Annotated in this window: 11 protein-coding genes and 1 tRNA gene; 2 read left to right on the plus strand and 10 right to left on the minus strand. The window is 46.4% G+C overall.

The genetic code is table 11. The features are described from left to right. The 5 genes from GVI43_RS15025 to GVI43_RS15045 form a co-directional block, all read right to left on the minus strand. The coding region (locus GVI43_RS15025) for a beta strand repeat-containing protein (RefSeq protein ID WP_159567661.1) at window positions 1-4022 on the minus strand (4022 nt) is incomplete at its 3' end. Between the two features lie 880 nt (window positions 4023-4902). After that, window positions 4903-6093: a 23S rRNA (guanine(1835)-N(2))-methyltransferase RlmG gene (gene rlmG, locus GVI43_RS15030; RefSeq protein ID WP_159567682.1), complete on the minus strand. Its 1191-nt coding sequence runs from the start codon at window positions 6091-6093 to the stop codon at window positions 4903-4905. Window positions 6094-6145: 52 nt separating this feature from the next. After that, the gene (locus GVI43_RS15035; RefSeq protein WP_159567662.1) at window positions 6146-6724 is read right to left on the minus strand and encodes a TorD/DmsD family molecular chaperone; all 579 of its coding nucleotides are present in this window, start codon (window positions 6722-6724) and stop codon (window positions 6146-6148) included. A 21-nt stretch (window positions 6725-6745) separates the two neighbouring features. Beyond that, a complete protein-coding gene (locus GVI43_RS15040; RefSeq protein ID WP_159567663.1) occupies window positions 6746-8425 on the minus strand; it encodes a DUF4139 domain-containing protein in 1680 nt (559 codons plus the stop codon). 103 nt (window positions 8426-8528) lie between these two features. Next, complete coding sequence (locus GVI43_RS15045; protein WP_159567664.1) at window positions 8529-9266, minus strand: phosphatase; 738 nt, start codon at window positions 9264-9266, stop codon at window positions 8529-8531. Between the two features lie 358 nt (window positions 9267-9624). Here GVI43_RS15045 and GVI43_RS15050 point away from each other — a divergent pair. Further along, window positions 9625-9712, plus strand: a tRNA-Ser gene (locus GVI43_RS15050). A gap of 182 nt (window positions 9713-9894) precedes the next feature. Then, window positions 9895-10035, plus strand: coding sequence for a YHYH domain-containing protein (locus tag GVI43_RS15980; RefSeq protein ID WP_159567665.1), 141 nt, complete (start codon window positions 9895-9897; stop codon window positions 10033-10035). Between the two features lie 321 nt (window positions 10036-10356). Here GVI43_RS15980 and GVI43_RS15060 read toward each other — a convergent pair whose 3' ends face one another. The 5 genes from GVI43_RS15060 to fdrA all read right to left on the minus strand — a co-directional run bounded on the left by GVI43_RS15060 (window position 10357) and on the right by fdrA (window position 16810). Continuing rightward, window positions 10357-11292: a glycosyl transferase family 90 gene (locus GVI43_RS15060; RefSeq protein WP_211959112.1), complete on the minus strand. Its 936-nt coding sequence runs from the start codon at window positions 11290-11292 to the stop codon at window positions 10357-10359. A gap of 498 nt (window positions 11293-11790) precedes the next feature. Next, window positions 11791-12711, minus strand: coding sequence for a carbamate kinase (locus tag GVI43_RS15065; protein WP_159567666.1), 921 nt, complete (start codon window positions 12709-12711; stop codon window positions 11791-11793). Window positions 12712-12883: 172 nt separating this feature from the next. Continuing rightward, window positions 12884-13750, minus strand: coding sequence for an oxamate carbamoyltransferase subunit AllH family protein (locus GVI43_RS15070; RefSeq protein ID WP_159567667.1), 867 nt, complete (start codon window positions 13748-13750; stop codon window positions 12884-12886). A 122-nt stretch (window positions 13751-13872) separates the two neighbouring features. Further along, a complete protein-coding gene (locus GVI43_RS15075) occupies window positions 13873-15132 on the minus strand; it encodes a YlbE family protein (protein ID WP_159567668.1) in 1260 nt (419 codons plus the stop codon). A gap of 10 nt (window positions 15133-15142) precedes the next feature. Then, the gene (gene fdrA, locus GVI43_RS15080) at window positions 15143-16810 is read right to left on the minus strand and encodes an acyl-CoA synthetase FdrA (RefSeq protein ID WP_159567669.1); all 1668 of its coding nucleotides are present in this window, start codon (window positions 16808-16810) and stop codon (window positions 15143-15145) included. Between the last annotated feature and the right edge of the window lie 487 nt (window positions 16811-17297).

Below are 17297 nucleotides of genomic sequence, written 5' to 3' on the forward strand. Positions count from 1 at the left end.
GTACCACCAAACGCGTAAGAGCTGTCAGCATAAATATTGATGACCCCGTCAGCCGCGTTATTAATCGTCGTATTGACGCCATTGCCTTTGATACCCACAAGATTGGTGCCATTGGTGCCGTTGGTTTTACCTACCTCAGTACCGACGTTAATGGTGCCACTGTTAACCAGATTCGCTGCATAACCCGTAATACCGCCGCTGATAGCCACGGCGTTGTTGCCCTGCACGGTGATGGTACCGTCGTTGTAGAAGTTATAACCGCGTCCCAGATCAAGCAATGGACCGACCGGGTCAATACCTTCAATCACACCGGTAGCATTGTTATACAGCCAGAGCGGCTTGACAGCCTGACTTTCAGTGACATCATAGGTATTGAGCGCACTGTAGCCATTTTTTGCACTAATCGTACCGGAATTCATAAAGAAATTAATGGTATCGCTACGGGTACTGTTAATCAGGGCGTTTGCTCCACCATCAACCACATTACCCGTGTTAGTAATCAGGCCACCCTTCTGATTATAAATAATCGCACTGCCTTCCATTACCGCCGCACCATCCCGTGCGACCTTCATGGTGCCGGTATTCACCACTGAACCCAAATAGTGGTTTTCAGTGACGGTACCGGTAAAAGTCCCTTCGTTAAAGAAATTGCTGTTGATCTTTAAATACAGTTTATCGTTTACCGTCAGGCTGGCACCGGCACGGTTATATACGTTTACATCAGCTTGCGTGGAGATGGCGGTTGCCGTTATGTCGCCTTTATTTTCCAGCCCTGTTTTCAGCGTCAGCGGTCCCCTCAGATTCAGAACGGCATCGGCTTCATTAAACAACCATGAGAAAGCAGTGAAATCACTATTTAACGTCAGGATGCCATAGTTTGCCGTATTGCTAGCAGAGGCAAACCCAGTTGCTGATGTGAGAGCCTGCGTTTCGCCACGTCCGGCCGGAATAGCGGCCAGAATGGTTTTATCCGAAACGACTGCGGGATCTCTACCGTTATCAACCGATTCATCAACGCCTTCACCCACCACGATTTCGCCACGGTTGATAATCAGGCTGCTACCGTCGTTATAAAACGCCTGCCCCACGTCCGTATTGATGACAATTTTACCCGTGACATCGTTAATGGCGGCCCCACCCAGTATGGCGCCCATGCCAACAAGCTGAGGCGGCGTGCCGCCTTTAACCGTACCTTCATCGGCCTTCAGCGTAATAGTACCCTGATTGGTCACGGTACCGCCGCCCATCGCCAGCATACCAAAACCGGAATTTGTCACAGTAATATTGCCAGCGTTTAACGCGGTAGCACCACGACCTCTTAAAGCGCCATCGGTACTACCCGCAACCATGCCTGCACCGCGGTTGAAAACGGTAGATGTCGTATACGCCGTTTTACCGGCAATTTGGCCCTGTTCATCAAATACCGGCATAAAGCCATCCAGTGAAATCTGTCCCTGATTCACCGCCACGCTGTTCTGATTTGCCGCCACGCCGAACAATCCCGCGCCCTGCAGCTGAATGTTGCCGGTATCGGTATTCACCGCCGTGGCACCATAGGTTGCAAGCTCCCCATAATAGGTATTTGCGTACCACTTGATAGGGTAACTATTATCCCCACCATTATAATAAGGAGCGTTTAATGATACGACTGAAATGACGCCGCGGTTCTCTACCGTCGCACCACTAGCCCGTAGCGCAGCGCTCCCCAGACGCTGGCCACTATAAGCACGAATGGTGCCGGAGTTGATAGCCGTCGCCTTGTTACTGGCATCCATAATCAGAGCGCCTACCGCACCGGATGTATCAATCAACCCAGCATTGTTGACCAGTGAGCCTTGTCCGATGGACTGAATCATTCCATACCATTGGAGCGATGTGGAACGATGATTATTGTAGTTAAGCTCCAGCGTTGAGCCTTCGGTCAACAACAATTGGCCGCCATCACTGACTCTAGCATACAGCGATGAATCTGATTGGCTGGAAGCATTCGTGACTGAGGATTCTCCACTCACCGTGACCCGGTTATTCCCCGTAACCTTGAGGCCTGTAGCATGGAAATCAGAGGCACCATAAACGTAAGCATAACTATCATCACTCACCCAATAAGTGGAGTCTACCAGCAGATTAACACCGCCAGCGATCGCGATGTTATTGCCCGTACCGGTCACGTCCACGCCCACGTAGTCGTGTGGATCTATGTTTCCAACCGATGACACATTCACAGAGCCACCAATATTAATGGTATTTTGGTTGCCGTTGACAGCGACCCCGGTCATGCCTGCAAGGGACGGCGTTATCACATCGGCCGGAACGTTCTCGTTACGGAGGTTGATACTACCTTTGATATCTATCGCGCTGTTATTGCTGTTGACAACAACACCATTGCCGTTTTGCAGCACGCCTAGGCTGTCCTTGACGGCCGTCACGTTGACACTGCCACCAAGCGTCACGTTCGAATTATCACCGGTGATAATGGCGCCGGTGGCGTTCTTGCTGACGCTGATATTCCCCGTGTTAGTAAAGATGGAGTCAGCGCCCAAGACATTGATGCCTACGGAGTTCAGATCTTCAACCAAAAGTCGTGCAGCAATATTGACCGCGGCGCGGGAACCTTCAATATCAATGCCGTGCGCACTGTTGCTGACGCGAATATCACCATTCAGGCTGACGCTGGCATCATTACCATTGATATCCACCAGTACGGAATTCTGCCCGTCAACGGTAGACAAGGCGTTGTCAATAACCAGACGGGCATTATTCCCGTTGATCACCACGCCTTTGCCCCCGCGATCGACATCTATTTTTGCCGGTGCGCTATCGTCACCCTTAATATTTACCGTGGCGCCATTACCGTTGATTTGAGTACCGGTCGCCCCCTCGGTGACTGAGGTGTCGCCGGTGTTATTCACAACCGCACCGTCCCCCGTAATCACTACGCCAGCAGTACCCGCGCCCGTTGCAGCAGTGTCACCTTTGTTGTCAATCCGAGCGTTATTGCCGTCAATTTTAGTCCCGGTACCGCCGTCAGAGATGTTGGTATTACCGGTATTGTTGATAACGGCATCATCGCCTTTAACGTCGGTACCGGTTGAACCGTTACCGGAAATACTGCTGCCGCCAGTGTTATCTACCTGAGCATGATTACCATCAATTCGGGTACCCGTGCCGCCATCAGTAATGTTTGTGGCCCCCTCGTTAATCACTTTGCCGTTATCACCGGTAATACTGGTACCGGTTGAGCCCTCACCGCTGGCATTCGTGCCGCCGGTGTTATCAACCACTACACCATTGCCGTCCACTTTCGTCGCGGTACCGCCATTCGTAGCGTTAGAACCCCCGTTAATTACCGTGCTGGTGTTATCACCATCCACAATAGTACCCGCAGTATTTTTCCCTGAAGCACTGGAGCCGGTATCAATGGTATTACTGCTGCCATTACCTGTAATTACGCGAGTGTCAACGCCAGCCCGAATGAATTTCCCTACGGCATTGAACGACCAGTACAGGCCGTTAGCATCCTGACCTCTAATCAATAAGTTTCTGTTGATGTCAACAGTCAGGTTAGCGCGATCGGTATACAAAACCGTTCCGTCTGGTGCAGTGAGCGTATATTTATCGCCATCTTGAACGTATTGGTAGGTGATATTGTTGAACGTCACCGTGCGCGCGTTTGGATCAAACGTGACGCCATTGCTGAAAATAACCGGTGATAATGGCGTAATACTGCCACCTTCGCTACCGCCGCTAATACTTTGGTTGCTGCTGCCCCCGTCGTCATTACTATTTATCGCAATGGCGGTAATCGCAGCAACGCTCGCAGCGAGTCCGCCAGCAAGCCATGTCCAAAGGTCGTCTTCCTCCTCCAAACAGGTCGTAGGTAATTCCTCGCGCTGTTCTTGGGTTAACGTACTGATATTAGTCGGGCAAGCCGGTTGTTCTGTTTCATTTTGTATAGTGGTATCGGCCATAACGTTGTTAGTTAAAGCTAGGGCGATACAAAGAGAGAGGGCTTTCTTTTTCATAAGAGCATCCTTTGATTTTTCTTACCGATTTCACATCCACAGCGAATCGATTTATAAATGACGCATACGCCACTAATAGTAAAAACAAGAAATAAAATTATTAGTAATACTCAACAACGAGCATGACCAATATAGAATTATTGAATTTCTGTTTTAATAGAGCTAAACGTCAAGAGCGAAGTTAACGGATGCAACAGTAGCATGATCGATACAAATCCCTGTCGTTAGAAAAATAACAATGACTATTAGCAACACTTATTACTATTTAAATTAATATAAAATAACAACTTTTTACCGAAAATACGTAAATTATCTAAATAGAAAAAATCACGATCAACATCAATGCATTACATAAACACGTATCAAAAATCACTCAAATAAGAACCACAAAAATCAATAAATCATGATTATAATGGAAATAAAATTATTAGCATCAACGCTGAAGTTAGTTAATTAACCATTTCTAGTTAATAACTAAATCATCAACCAAAAAATAGCGAATTAATATCTACTTACTGCTGAAATATGCGGATTATGATAAGAAAGAAATATTAAAAATTACCGGTAGATATGGCTCAATATTTAATATCGAGTCATCTAATAAGAAATATAGATTCGCTTCATAGAAGGTAATGCCGGTCGTTTAAGCGAATTTAAACGATCCTGTGGCTCTGAAATAATATGGAAAACGCTTCATCCCGCAGGATGTTGAACTCGTTGTGGAAGCGCTTGATTTTAATAAGCACATGACCAAGACCTACGAAGGATGGTTACGCTTTATTAACGCTAATTTTGTGGGGGTATCAGCCGTTCAGGAGAGGGATTAAAGCCACCTTCTATGCCGGTGGCTTTTTACTTTAATAGCCGGACTATCTTTCGGTTAATCGACGTTTTTCTCATCGATAACGGTTTCAGTTTCAACCCTTGGCGTGCGTTTTCTGGGCGCTTTAACCGAACGTAAAATCACAAACTTCTTGTTCGACGCCACCATTTCACAGTTACCAAACAGCCGCTTTAGCTTTTGATGATAGCCAAGGTGACGGTTGCCAACGATGCGTAGCTCGCCGCCAATAGCCAGACACCGCTTGGCATCGTTAAACATTTGCCAAGCAATATAGTCAGTCACGGAATGGTGCTGATGGAACGGAGGATTACAGATAACGGCCTGTAGTGAGTTGCGGTCGATATTTGCCAGCGAATGGTCAGCTTCAAAGAAACAGCGCTCAAGATCGCCCGGGCGATTGCGCTCCACGTTTAACCGACTGGACGCCACCGCCATATAGGATTCATCGCGAAAGATCACTTCGGCGCTTGGGTTTAGCTCTAGCGCACGTAAGCCCAGCACCCCGTTTCCACAGCCCAAATCAACAATGGTTCCACTCAGCCCTGAAGGCAGGTTCTCAGAGAAGAAACGTGCGCCGATATCCAATGCGGTACGCGAAAACACGTTAGGATAGTTATCAATAATGTAGTCCGTTCCGTCCAGCGGCCAGCTCATCACTTCATCCATTGGCTCAACGTCCGGCTGGCTGAACTGACAGAAAATTAACCGCGCCTTTTTCCATGCCAGACTGGTATGGGTTGGCCCGAGAATTTTTTCAAACAGCTGGATGGTTGAAGTATGGATATCACGGGTTTTAGCCGCCGCAATAATCTGGGTATCGGCATTCACCACTTTGCGTAAGGCATGAAGCTGATACTCCAGCAGCGCCAACGTTTTAGGCACTTTAATTAGCACTACCGCTGGCGTACTGCGAAGATCAGACAGTGCGTCAATAAAAGTGACGGCGTCACGAGGCAGACTATTTTGTTCAAGATTGCGTAGGGTCGCTAGTTCGCTCACGTAGGAATCACCGTAGCTAACCGGATTAAACATGGCCAGCTCACAGGCCAGCGTGCCGAACGTATCGTTGAGAATAAAGACCGGCCCTTTGGCTAACAGCGCTTTATCGACGGTATTCATTAAATACTCATCGGCCGCATCCCATGCCTGCAGGCTGGTTGGGGTATCAAATTCCGGATAGCGAGATAGCAGTAAATGAGAAAATACTGAGCCCTGTAGTTCGCTCAGCCTTTCACTCTGTAGGTCATCTTGTTCGTGCAATTCATTTAGTTCGGTTTCATCACTCACTTGGGCTACTTCCTTCTGACTCTTCACCTAAAACTTCTGACAGTTCATCACGCATCGCCTGTAATGCCTCACGGGTAACAATAGCCAGCGTCCGGTAAAAAGCACCCGAGGCGTGGGCTTCAACTTTACCTAAGAAGCTTCCACACCACGGAAACAGATAGTCATCAAACAGAGTAATCTGAGCCTGAATTTCGTCTGACTCCTGCGCGTTGTCTTCAATCCAGGAAGCTGCCAGCAGCAGCAAACCAAAGTGATCGGCAGGCGCATCGGTCAGCGGCATTCCACACTGGGTCAGAAATGCGCGGGTTTCGGCTTCACCGATACCGTCATAATCGGCACCATAGGGAGAAACGCTACCACCGGCGGCAAACATAGCCTGATAGTCAGACGCTAGCGCCTGGCGGTCCAGATTCTGTCCCAGACGATCTAACAGATCGTCCTGCTCTAGCGGCCAATGTTGCTTCAATTTACCGTCACTGAGTAAGGCAAACAGTGGATCCAAAACCGCATCCTCGGGCTTGCGATAAAACAGCGAGCCCAGAATACGGCAGACTACAGAAAACTCATTCATCAATACAACCTGTTATCTTAGTTATAAACCTATTACACGTTGGTCTTTCGGGTATTTCACCGTATAAGACAAACCTAATTTTTGCGACTGATTAGGAGCCAGCTCGAGTGACCACTGAACTTCACCGGTATCTTTATTGTAGCTAGCACCGTCATGTTTAAGGCCTTCAACCGTAATAGAGGAATCATGGCTCATTGGCACTTGATCCAGTACCACCAACTTGATCGGCTCTTTACGGGTATTTTTTACATCCATGCTATAGGCATACTGCTGGCTGACCGAATTACCAAAGAACTCAGACTGAGAGGTCAGCTGTTTGTTATTTTCACGGTTAACCAAAATTTTCTTATCCCGGCCCAGCGACAGATCCAACGTTTCTTTGGCATTTTTAGTATTGATATCCCCCTGCCCGACAAAAGAGCCTTCAAAGAAGATGCTGGATTTACCCGGCAGCAAATTGAGATTCTCCCAGTCTTTTAGCTGAACCTGTAAAAATGCATCCTGCTCCATTTTAGGCACCACAACGTAACGGTAGTCGCCCTGAACGTCCACTTCTTTAATCAACACGGAATGCCCTTTACCGTCGGCGGCAATATTATAGGGTAAGGAGATGCTAAAACGGGTATTTACACCGCCGACATCGGTCACTACGTATTCTGACAGTGCTTTTCTATCAGATTTGCGTTTTACCTGTTCGGCAGAATCGGCTTCATATGCTACTTGCTCGAGACTCTCCGCCCGCTCTTCCATAATTGCCGGAGACGGGGCCATAACCGCCATCGGTTCGCCCGGTTGGCTTACCTTAGATCTTGAATAATCCTTATACACATCGAGATACCAAGGGTTCATTCTCGGTGCCTGCGCACCTTCGCTCGGGTTGCCGCTGGAAAGCGTTAGGTTAACTTTGTCCCAGTTAATGCCGCTGTTTTGGAATACGTTGGCTTTATAGCTCAATTTTACCGGCTGATTAATATTATTAACCCGCACATCGTAGGTTGGAACCCAACCGGCATCGCGGATCACATAAGATAGTTTCACGTCGCTGGTCACTGCTTTCGGGGTGTAAAACTTCACCACCACCTGATTAACCGCCTGACCGGTCTTTTGCTGCGCTTCATCGAGCTGGCTGTTAAGCTTCTCAATATTTTTATCAATGACGGCAATCTTCTCTTTGATATCAATATCGGCCAGCAGGGCTTCGCTCATGCGTTTATTAACCAGTTCAAGCATCTGGTTAATTTGCTCAACGCTAGTCCCTTGTTTCTCATTACCCAGCGATTTGTTGCTTTCCAGTACGGATAACTGAGCCTGAATCACTTCTCGCTGAACGTTTAATTTGCTCTGCTCACGGACTTCAGCCTCGATTTGCTTGGTCAGTCGCTCAACCTCTGGCGATAGGTTCTCGGTTAGAAAATCGCGCCTTACGCTCGAAGATTGCACCACTACGCCGTTATTGGCATCCAGCATAAGGCTTTGCGCATTTAGCCCGCTGGCAATATTGGTAAATATCACCTCGCTTTCACCGGCCGGTAGGCTAACTTTACCGCTGTTAAACAGTTCAGCGCCGCGTATAAACACCGTCACATCGTTCAGCTTAACGTTCTGCACCTGAGCCTCGGCATATACCGCCCCGGAATAGGCTAAAGCCACAGAAGCACACAGTAGCGTTGTTCTAAATCCTTGAAATACGTTAATAGCCATTTCTTTATCCTTAAATATTAACCAATAAAATACGTTAACCTGCCGGGAACATGCACTTATCAGTACTGATGTAACAACGAACCATTATGTCGATTTAAGACGCTCATAGCGAAGCAAATTCAGCAATAGGCTGACCGCCGTGAGACTCAAGAAAATCCAGCAGCCTGCGCGGGCTGACGTTCAAAATTCGCTCTTCTGGAAAATTAGCCTGTTTAATCACTTCAAGCGCTTTATCAAAACCACCCAGCGCATAGGCTATATGGGAGTCTGAACCGATTGCCAGCCAACCGCCCGCATCGCGTATTGCTTTGGCCACTTCAATACAGTTTTTTTCACTACCCACGCGGGAATGGACAAAAGAGGAGTTATTGATTTCCAGCGCAACGTTATGCTTAGCCGCTGCGGCAGCAACCGCTGGGATGTCTATCGGATACTTAGGATTGCCTGGATGGCTGATCATATGCACCCTACCGCTACTGATAGCGCCGATCATTGCTTGCGTATTGCCTTCCAACCCTAACGACTCCATAACCGGTTCATGAAACCCGGCAATCACCAAGTCAAGCAGCTCGGCCATACGTTCGTCGCAGTCAGTCTCACCCTGACTATTCTTAATATTCGATTCAATACCATACAAAATTCCTACGCCGTCTATGATGCGTGGAATAACTTTCATATTAAGAAAATGCCAGCGATGAGGGGCATCGGCCATATCCGGGCCGTGGTCGGTAATAGCAAACAGCTTGAGCCCCTTCGCTTTAGCAACCGAAATATAATCACTCACTGTGCTATAAGCGTGAGCGCTGGCAATAGTATGAGCATGCAGGTCAACCGGATACATAGCAAACATCCTTAAAATATTAACTAAAACTAGTTCAAACCAAACGCTATTAAGTATACCTTGAGTCTCCGGCGTCTTGGGCAATAAATTCACTATTAACTGCGTAGGGTTGAAAAATTTAGGCGGTTGACGATGCCTGTCGGTTACTACGCTATCAATATGTCTCTTATTTCTACTTCAGATGTCTACTCCAGCTCCTCGATAATCTTCCCGATTCAAGCAGCTGCCCTGAGGGGCAATTTGCCGATAGCTTAACCAATTAAATTCAGAACATTAATTTATACTTGACCGCATCCCGCCTTCTCCCTATAGTAGCGCCCGTTCCAGCGCAATTGTGTTTGCGTTGAAACCAAAATCTGGTGAGGTGTCCGAGTGGCTGAAGGAGCACGCCTGGAAAGTGTGTATACGGCAACGTATCGAGGGTTCGAACCCCTCTCTCACCGCCATATTGAAAGACCTGCTTTTTAGCAGGTCTTTTTCGTTTCTGAAATAATAATAGCTTACATCAACCAGCCTGACACTTTAGTACAGGCATACAGCTTTCCGCTCACGGCATACTATCGTTCTGATATTAATATCACCCTACATACTCTTTTTGATTTAGGGTTCACTTAATCAGGCGATCCACATGAAAAAATTATTTCTATTGTGTTTTACCGCTTTAATATTTTTCCCTTATGGCACGTTTGCCCATTCGGGTGGAACAGATTCAAACGGTTGCCATACTAATCATAAAACGGGCGAGTACCATTGCCATAACCGAAAATAGTCGCATATAGCCCGTTAGTCGGCAGCATATTCACCGACTAACGGACTGTATTAAAGAAATGAACAAAGAGTCAATAAGTTAAAAATATGAGAGGGTTTGGCGAAATAAATCTTTCTTAATTTATGTTAGAATAGATTCGACATATTTGAAAAAATAATAAACTTATCCCCACCCCGATAGAATAATCAGCCAACGTAACGATAATAACCCCAATTAAGTGGAGTTATCAGTCATCCAAAATAAGACTATCATAGTAAAAAATCATTATTTCCAAAAAGACAGGCTTAATTCCACTAACCATTTAAGCTTACATCCATTTAATCAGGCCAGTTCGACCTGCTGCCCTGATAATTCGAAATATTTTTTCATCACCAATATGGAAATAAGGTGTTCTTGCCGTTGGTCTAAAAATGGACAAAGATACTCATGTGCATTATTTATAATGAATTTAGCTTCATCAATGTGTTGAGAGTAATATGCTATCTTTTCTTCTAAATCGGAAAAATCATCATTTAAGAGGACATAGTGATAATCAGGAATCAGGTTGGCTTCCATAAACCAGCTTTCAATACGGGGTTTACGCATAAAGCATAGTGAGTTGGAATGCATAATCCACTTCAGATTGGTTGCAACATCATTGCCCTCAATGCTAATAATGAACTTATACTTCATCTGTTCAACTTCACTCATTAAATTAAGTCTTTTACCGTTATGCCTTCCGGTATCGCCAATATTAACCAGAGGTGAATTCTTATAGGTCTCAAGCAATAACTTTCTTGAATCCTGATAGCAAGCCCCGCGAAACACCGCCATGTCTAGCTTGTTCTCAAACGGGATCTTATCGTCGAAAAGGCCAAAGTGCCTTATTTTATTCAGTTTTAACAACACTGAATTCTGGTTCTCACCGCTGATTGGCCTTGTTTTCACAAAGGTAGGCCGATCTGGAATATGTTTTATATCACGAAAAAAATAGTTAAATTTTAGCGAACCGTCAAAATAACGGGCCGCTTCCATAAAATCGTAATAATAACTACTAGCATTCCCTCTGACGGAGAGTTTATTACCAACCATCGCGGTAGAGTCCAAAGAAAAATTATCACTTAACTTGTTGTAATAATTAACCCGTTGATAGATTTTTTCTAACTTAATATCACTCATTCCTGAGATTAATTTCTCAATATTTAGTCTAAAAAAAGACCGTGGAATAATATCTTTAATAATGTTTCTGGCGTAAAAAGGGACTTTTCTTATATGCATACATATAAACTCTTATCTTAGAAGCTATCGCACTTTATGTAAGCGACTCAGATTTCAATAAGCATTTGCTCCTAAAACCCAAATTATTTATCACGCATTACCTGCGAATATTTCTTCCTGTAAAAAAGTTAGCACCAAGTTGTTATAAAGTCCAGACGGCCACATTGGCCAGATAATAGTCCAAAAAGAAACTTTTTCAAAAAGCATCCCGATATCAATATATTGAAGAAGGATTGGCTTTTATTTCATAGTACCAGACGCGACATAAGGAAATAACTAAAATGTAAATAGATGTTAATATACATTTTTCTAGAATTGAGTCTAAAATGACAAGCAGGATAATATTGTTGCAGAATATGAATGGGAGCTGACACTAAAGTGTGGGTAAATCATAAAAATGAGCCACCGGCGTTACCGATGGCTGTTTATTATTAATAATAAAACAAACAGTTACCCTAACTGACTTCAAGCGTGTCGGGCAAACCGCTAGGCCTCTTATTACAAATGTATCTTGGTTCCCTTCTCGCCCTTCAGGATCTGCGCAGCGTCGTGCAGAGCGCCGATGTAGGCCGGGTTGCCGCTTTTTTCGACATAACCTATAACGGCCTGAGCTTTAGGCCCCATAGAGCCGTCGGCAATAGCAAAAGGCTTAAGCGCTTCGGCCGTTACGTCACGCAGAGCGCGCTGGTTTGGCGTTCCCCAGTCCTGATAAACCGCATCGGCGTCGGTCAATACCAGTAAGCAGTCTGCGTTTAACTCTGCGGCCAACAGTGCTGCAGAGAAGTCTTTATCAATCACCGCTTCGATACCGATGAAGCCATTGTTTTTATTATCAGCCACCGGCACGCCACCGCCGCCGTTACATACCACAACATGACGCATGCTAAGCAGCGCATTGATAGCATCCACATCAAGAATACGCTTAGGCATAGGTGAAGGTACAACGCGGCGGATATATTTGCCGTCTTGTTTCATCGTCCAGCCATGGCGTTTTGCCATTTCTGCCGCCGACTGTTGGTTGTAAACCGGCCCGATAAATTTAGTCGGGTTTTTAAACGCAACGTCATCCGTATCGACTAAAACCCGCGTAAGCACCGAAGTGACCTGAGGCATTCCTGCTTCCTGCCCCAGACTTTGAGTAATCATATAGCCCAACATGCCCTGCGTTTCTGCCACCAGAATATCCAGCGGGTAGGCCGGCGTTTCTTCATAGGCTAAATTTTGCAGCGACAGAAGCCCGACCTGAGGGCCGTTACCGTGCACGATAACCACGTTATAATCTTCAGACAATACTTTGACAACTTTGGCGATGGCCGCAATATTTTTATACTGATTATCAGCGGAAAGAACCTCATTTCGCTGTAATAAGGCATTTCCACCTAACGCTAATACCAGCGTTTTATATTTTTTATTTCCCATATCCATCTTTAACCTCTTACAGAAAGCACAAGGAGGACCTGATAAATACGTCAGGCCTATTTATTGACTGATTTGCTAATTAAATTCAGTAATCATTTAAAAAAATAATAAATCTTTTTAAATGACGCTGATAAAAACAATAACCACCGATATTTACCTATTCATTCATCTATTATTCATTGTGGCGATATTCATTAAGCGCTAAGCAGGCTAAGCCAATGCCTAATAAAGTATCCGCCCCGGAGTGATGGCCTAAACACAATATTCGTTCAATTAACATTTTTGTTTTAGCTTCACGGGCAGATGCATCATCACGGGCGGCCCGTGATAAATGTAACAACGAGGTAGAGAAAATACCCTGCGCGGCACACTGTAAATAGTTAACGCTGACCATGGTGGTCAGTTTCTCCAGTTGGCTATATTCAGCGCGGCTAAAGAAGTCAGACTGTTGTAATCTTAGGCCAAATCGGCTATCGCTATGAATCATCAGCAAAATACCGGTCAAGGTGTCATCCATACTTGGCGTTAACCCCGGCCCTTTTCCTATCAAATCTTTCCACGTTACCGGCTTACCCTGAAGCCAAGAAGAAATCCGACGTTTAATATCCACCAGTTCACTATTGAGCGGCGACTGTAAAAGCGTCGATAAGCCGCCATATAGTCCAGTAATACCGTGGCTCCGGCATATTGAATTAAGCAGCCGTTGGCTGTCTATTTTAGCGATAGGCTCGGCACGCAAATTTAAATATCGTTCTGGAGGAGAAATACATAACGAACCAAATATTATTTTCTGTTGATCTATTTCACCCGACTGCCCGGCATATAAAGAGTCGGCCAAAAATGAAAAGTCCTGCGCGGTTAATACAATGCCAAAAGGACTAATACCCTGCCCGGTCTTCTGGATGGTTAATAATTTACTTTTCCCCGCGCAAAGGTTAATCGCCTTTGAATAAATGCTATGGCATTTAATCTGACCGTTGACCTGCTGCATACGCTGGCTGGCAGCCAGTGGAGTAAATAAAATATTCGCCTGTTGCATAGCATCCTTAACGCACAGTATGGTGCAAAGAATAAGAAGATAAGTCCGACCTTGTACCCTAGAGGGGTTGAGTATTGAAGGAAGGACTCATCTTCTTTGTAGGTTATTGACTAATCAATCGATTACTCAATGCCCATCTCTTCAGCCAGCGCCTCAAGCGCCTTTTCAAAACAGGCTAAAGGCGGGCGAACGGTACCGGCACCAATCTGGCCAATGCCCGGATCTTTATGAGCAATACCGGTATTGATCAGCGGAGTAATTCCGGTCTCAACCACGCGACGGATATCTAACCCGATACATGCGCCCTGAAAATCCCAGGTTGGAATTTGCAGTAACATGTTGTGATCAAGATAGATTTCGCTCATCTCTTCGGTGACTTCAGTCGCCGCATCGATACCACCGGCACCAACAAAGCGAGTAACGCCCGGCGCTGCCAGCATAGCTGCACCACCAATACCGAAGGTTTCAGTAATGGCACTGTCGCCGATATCTGGATTAGCATCGGCCTGACTGAAACCGGTAAAGAACAGCCCCTGTGGCGTATTGACCGGCGCGGTAAACCAACGATCGCCCAGCCCGCTTACGCGAATACCAAAGTTCTGGCCGTTACGGGTCATGGCGGTAACGATACTACCGGCTTTGATTTGTGCACCGGCGTCCATCGCCGCTTTACAGTAAGCCATTGCAAGGTTCAGGAAGAATTGATCGGTAATGCTCAAGAACTGCATAACCGCGGTAATTTCGTCTTTATTACGATCCAGTTGAGAAATCTTCGGCGCCAGCGCTCTCATCAGCAGGGCTGAAGTAGCAATATTACGCTGATGGAACTCATCACCCATGGTAATACCCTGAGCCATCATGGCGGTCAGGTCGATACCGTCTTCAAACTTTTGCAGCGTTTCGCTCAGTACCGGCGCTAATACATCACGCATCCAGGCTAAACGTTGTTGAACGTCTGGGCCATAGGCACCGAAGCGCATCACCTTACCAATACCTTCATTCAGGTTACAGTAAGCGTAGTTACCGTGAACGGCGTTGTAGGCCACGATCATTGGCATATTGGCAGAAGTGATTCCCCCCATCGGGCCAACGGCATCAACGTGATGACAAGGAATAAATTCGATTTTGCCACCGTCAAGTAACGCCAGCGCTTCAGCTTCATCTTTTGCCCAACCTTCAAACAGGCAACAGCCGATACAGGCACCGCGAACCGGTCCACTCATGTGGGCCCATTCAACCGGCGGCCCGGCATGAAGCAGTTTCCGGCCGCTTTGAAGCGTAGGAACCACTACTTTAGCGGGCTTAACGTCGATCCAACGTGGACGAGCTTCTTTAATACGATCGATAACTGCGGTATTGGCTTCTGCAATAGACTTATACATAACAATGCCCTTACTGTAATTTTTTCAATAAATTGGCTAATTTCTCATTTCCGCCGGCAACCGGTGCCCATTGGTAATGCACCACAGGAATATCACTGCTCTGGAGATCTTCAGCAAACCCTCTGAGACCCGCGTTAATCACGTTAACGCCGTTAAGCAGAGCGGTCGGTTTCAGTTCTTTCGCAGGCGGAACGTCGGCGATCATGGTGCCTGCCAGCAACATAGCCTGCGGCAGCGTTTTACAAACCACGATACCGGCATCTTCCAGAATCTTAATTTGAGCCGAGCGGCACTGAGGATCCTGTTCGGTTCCGGTGACGGTCGCAATAACGGTTATCTCAGGCTGAGAACCGCGCTTATCGCGCATTTTATTCACCGCATCAACCACTGCGCCAGCCGGATCCAGTAAGGAACCGTAGCCCAGTACCACGTCAAGCAGCAGAACGCCAATCTCGCCAGATTCGGCCAGCTTAGCAATCTCTAACTGGCGTACCGCCGGGTCGATCATCGGATGAGGACGGCCAACGGTGTAGAAGTCATCGCCAAGGTCGACAATTTTGTGCCCACCGGCGGCTAACATAATGCCTTTAGCGTGTTCGCTATCGGTTTCTAACCCAAGCTGCTCTGCCAGTAACATAGCCGCTTCGGCAGCCAGCGTACCGCCAGTATACAGACCCATGATTTTCTTATTTGGCGCCTTAGTATGCGAAGCCGCCGCCTCTTCCACTTGGGCTAAGGCAACCGCCAGCTCTGCCGCATGATTCAGCGTATTCGCCAGATAGACATTGCCTTCACGCGCGTTGGTATGAGCGGCACCAAGGAACAGCGCAATCACTGGCTTATTGATCGCCTTCATCGCCTTCAGCACTTTCTGGCGCACTTCTTCTGCCGGAGGCTTAGAGACAAATGCAATCACTTTGCTGTCGCTGTCGTTAGCCAGCATTTCCAGTGCGGTTAATGCACTAACGCCACCAACGTCAACGGACAAATCACGACCGCCTAGGCCAATCGTATGGGTGATGCCCTGACCTGCCAGCGCCACCTGAGAAATCAGCTCTTGAATACCGGTGCCCGAGGCCCCGATAACGCCAATACTTCCCTTCGGCATGACGTTGGAGAACGCCAACGGTGCGCCGTCAATAATCGCGGTGCCGCAGTCCGGCCCCATAACAATCAGGCCTTTACTGCTGGCCTTATTCTTTAAGCGAACTTCATCTTCCAGCGTCATGTTGTCAGAGAAGATCATCACGTTCTTATCGCTGTCGATAGCCTGTTCAGCCAGACCTGCAGCGTATTCACCGGCAATCGAAATCAATAGTAAGTTTGCATCAGGTAATTTTTTCAGTGCGCTTTCCCAACGGCGGACTTTGAGTAATTTCTTGCCACCGCGCTGCCCTTGAGCTAAAGCCTGCAGCGCAGCGTCTAATTCGCCGCTTACAAAGTCGATAACGCTCGGTTCGCTATTTTCTGCGCGAATGGCCACGCAGATATCGTTCGGCGTTGCCTCTAAAAACTGGTCGTGCCAAAAGCCAGTGGTTTCCAATAATGATTTATTAGCCGGCGTTCCCATCATGACAGAAACTTCATCCACTTCAGGAGATTCACTTAGTTTTCGGGAGATCACCATCAAACTCACCGAGTCCTGAAAGCTCCCTTTCTTCACAAACGCATGTATCATTTTATTCACCTTAAAAAGCCTAACCATGAATACATTGCCGATGTAGTATTTTCAAATTTATAAAAATCGATAAATAATCATTTTGTCGATGGTTTAATTATTAGAATAACCTTAGCAACGACACGAAATTATCTTCAACGCTATAAATCAAGGAAAACCACATAATTAACGCTGCGGACACAGTACAAATAAAAAGGGGTTCAAAGGGTGAAGCAAATCACATTCAGCCTATTGTCATAAAATTTGATTCATTAGCCCTGTTATATTTTAAAAATATTCAATTATCCAATTAGAGGGTGAATTTCACCCAATATAAAATGACCGTTGGGCGGATAAATAGCGTGGTTCTATTGGTTTGCCGGATGCGTTTTTGTGTAAAATTTTGCGTAAAAAGAAGGTCAGAGTATTGACGAGTTAGGCACAGAATTAACTAGATTCTGAGGGCTCTGGGCCTGATTAATCAGAGGGATTGGAGCACATTATTGAG

Source organism: Budvicia diplopodorum (genome assembly GCF_009800925.1).
Lineage (GTDB): Bacteria > Pseudomonadota > Gammaproteobacteria > Enterobacterales > Enterobacteriaceae > Budvicia > Budvicia diplopodorum.

Coding starts and splice junctions, on each gene's coding strand:
- GVI43_RS15035 (WP_159567662.1), bottom strand. CDS start 6,724: ATGAATGAGTTTTCTGTAGTCTGCCGTATTCTGGGCTCGCTGTTTTAT.
- GVI43_RS15070 (WP_159567667.1), bottom strand. CDS start 13,750: ATGCAACAGGCGAATATTTTATTTACTCCACTGGCTGCCAGCCAGCGT.
- GVI43_RS15980 (WP_159567665.1), top strand. CDS start 9,895: ATGAAAAAATTATTTCTATTGTGTTTTACCGCTTTAATATTTTTCCCT.
- GVI43_RS15040 (WP_159567663.1), bottom strand. CDS start 8,425: ATGGCTATTAACGTATTTCAAGGATTTAGAACAACGCTACTGTGTGCT.
- GVI43_RS15065 (WP_159567666.1), bottom strand. CDS start 12,711: ATGGGAAATAAAAAATATAAAACGCTGGTATTAGCGTTAGGTGGAAAT.
- fdrA (WP_159567669.1), bottom strand. CDS start 16,810: ATGATACATGCGTTTGTGAAGAAAGGGAGCTTTCAGGACTCGGTGAGT.
- GVI43_RS15045 (WP_159567664.1), bottom strand. CDS start 9,266: ATGTATCCGGTTGACCTGCATGCTCATACTATTGCCAGCGCTCACGCT.
- GVI43_RS15075 (WP_159567668.1), bottom strand. CDS start 15,132: ATGTATAAGTCTATTGCAGAAGCCAATACCGCAGTTATCGATCGTATT.
- GVI43_RS15060 (WP_211959112.1), bottom strand. CDS start 11,292: ATGCATATAAGAAAAGTCCCTTTTTACGCCAGAAACATTATTAAAGAT.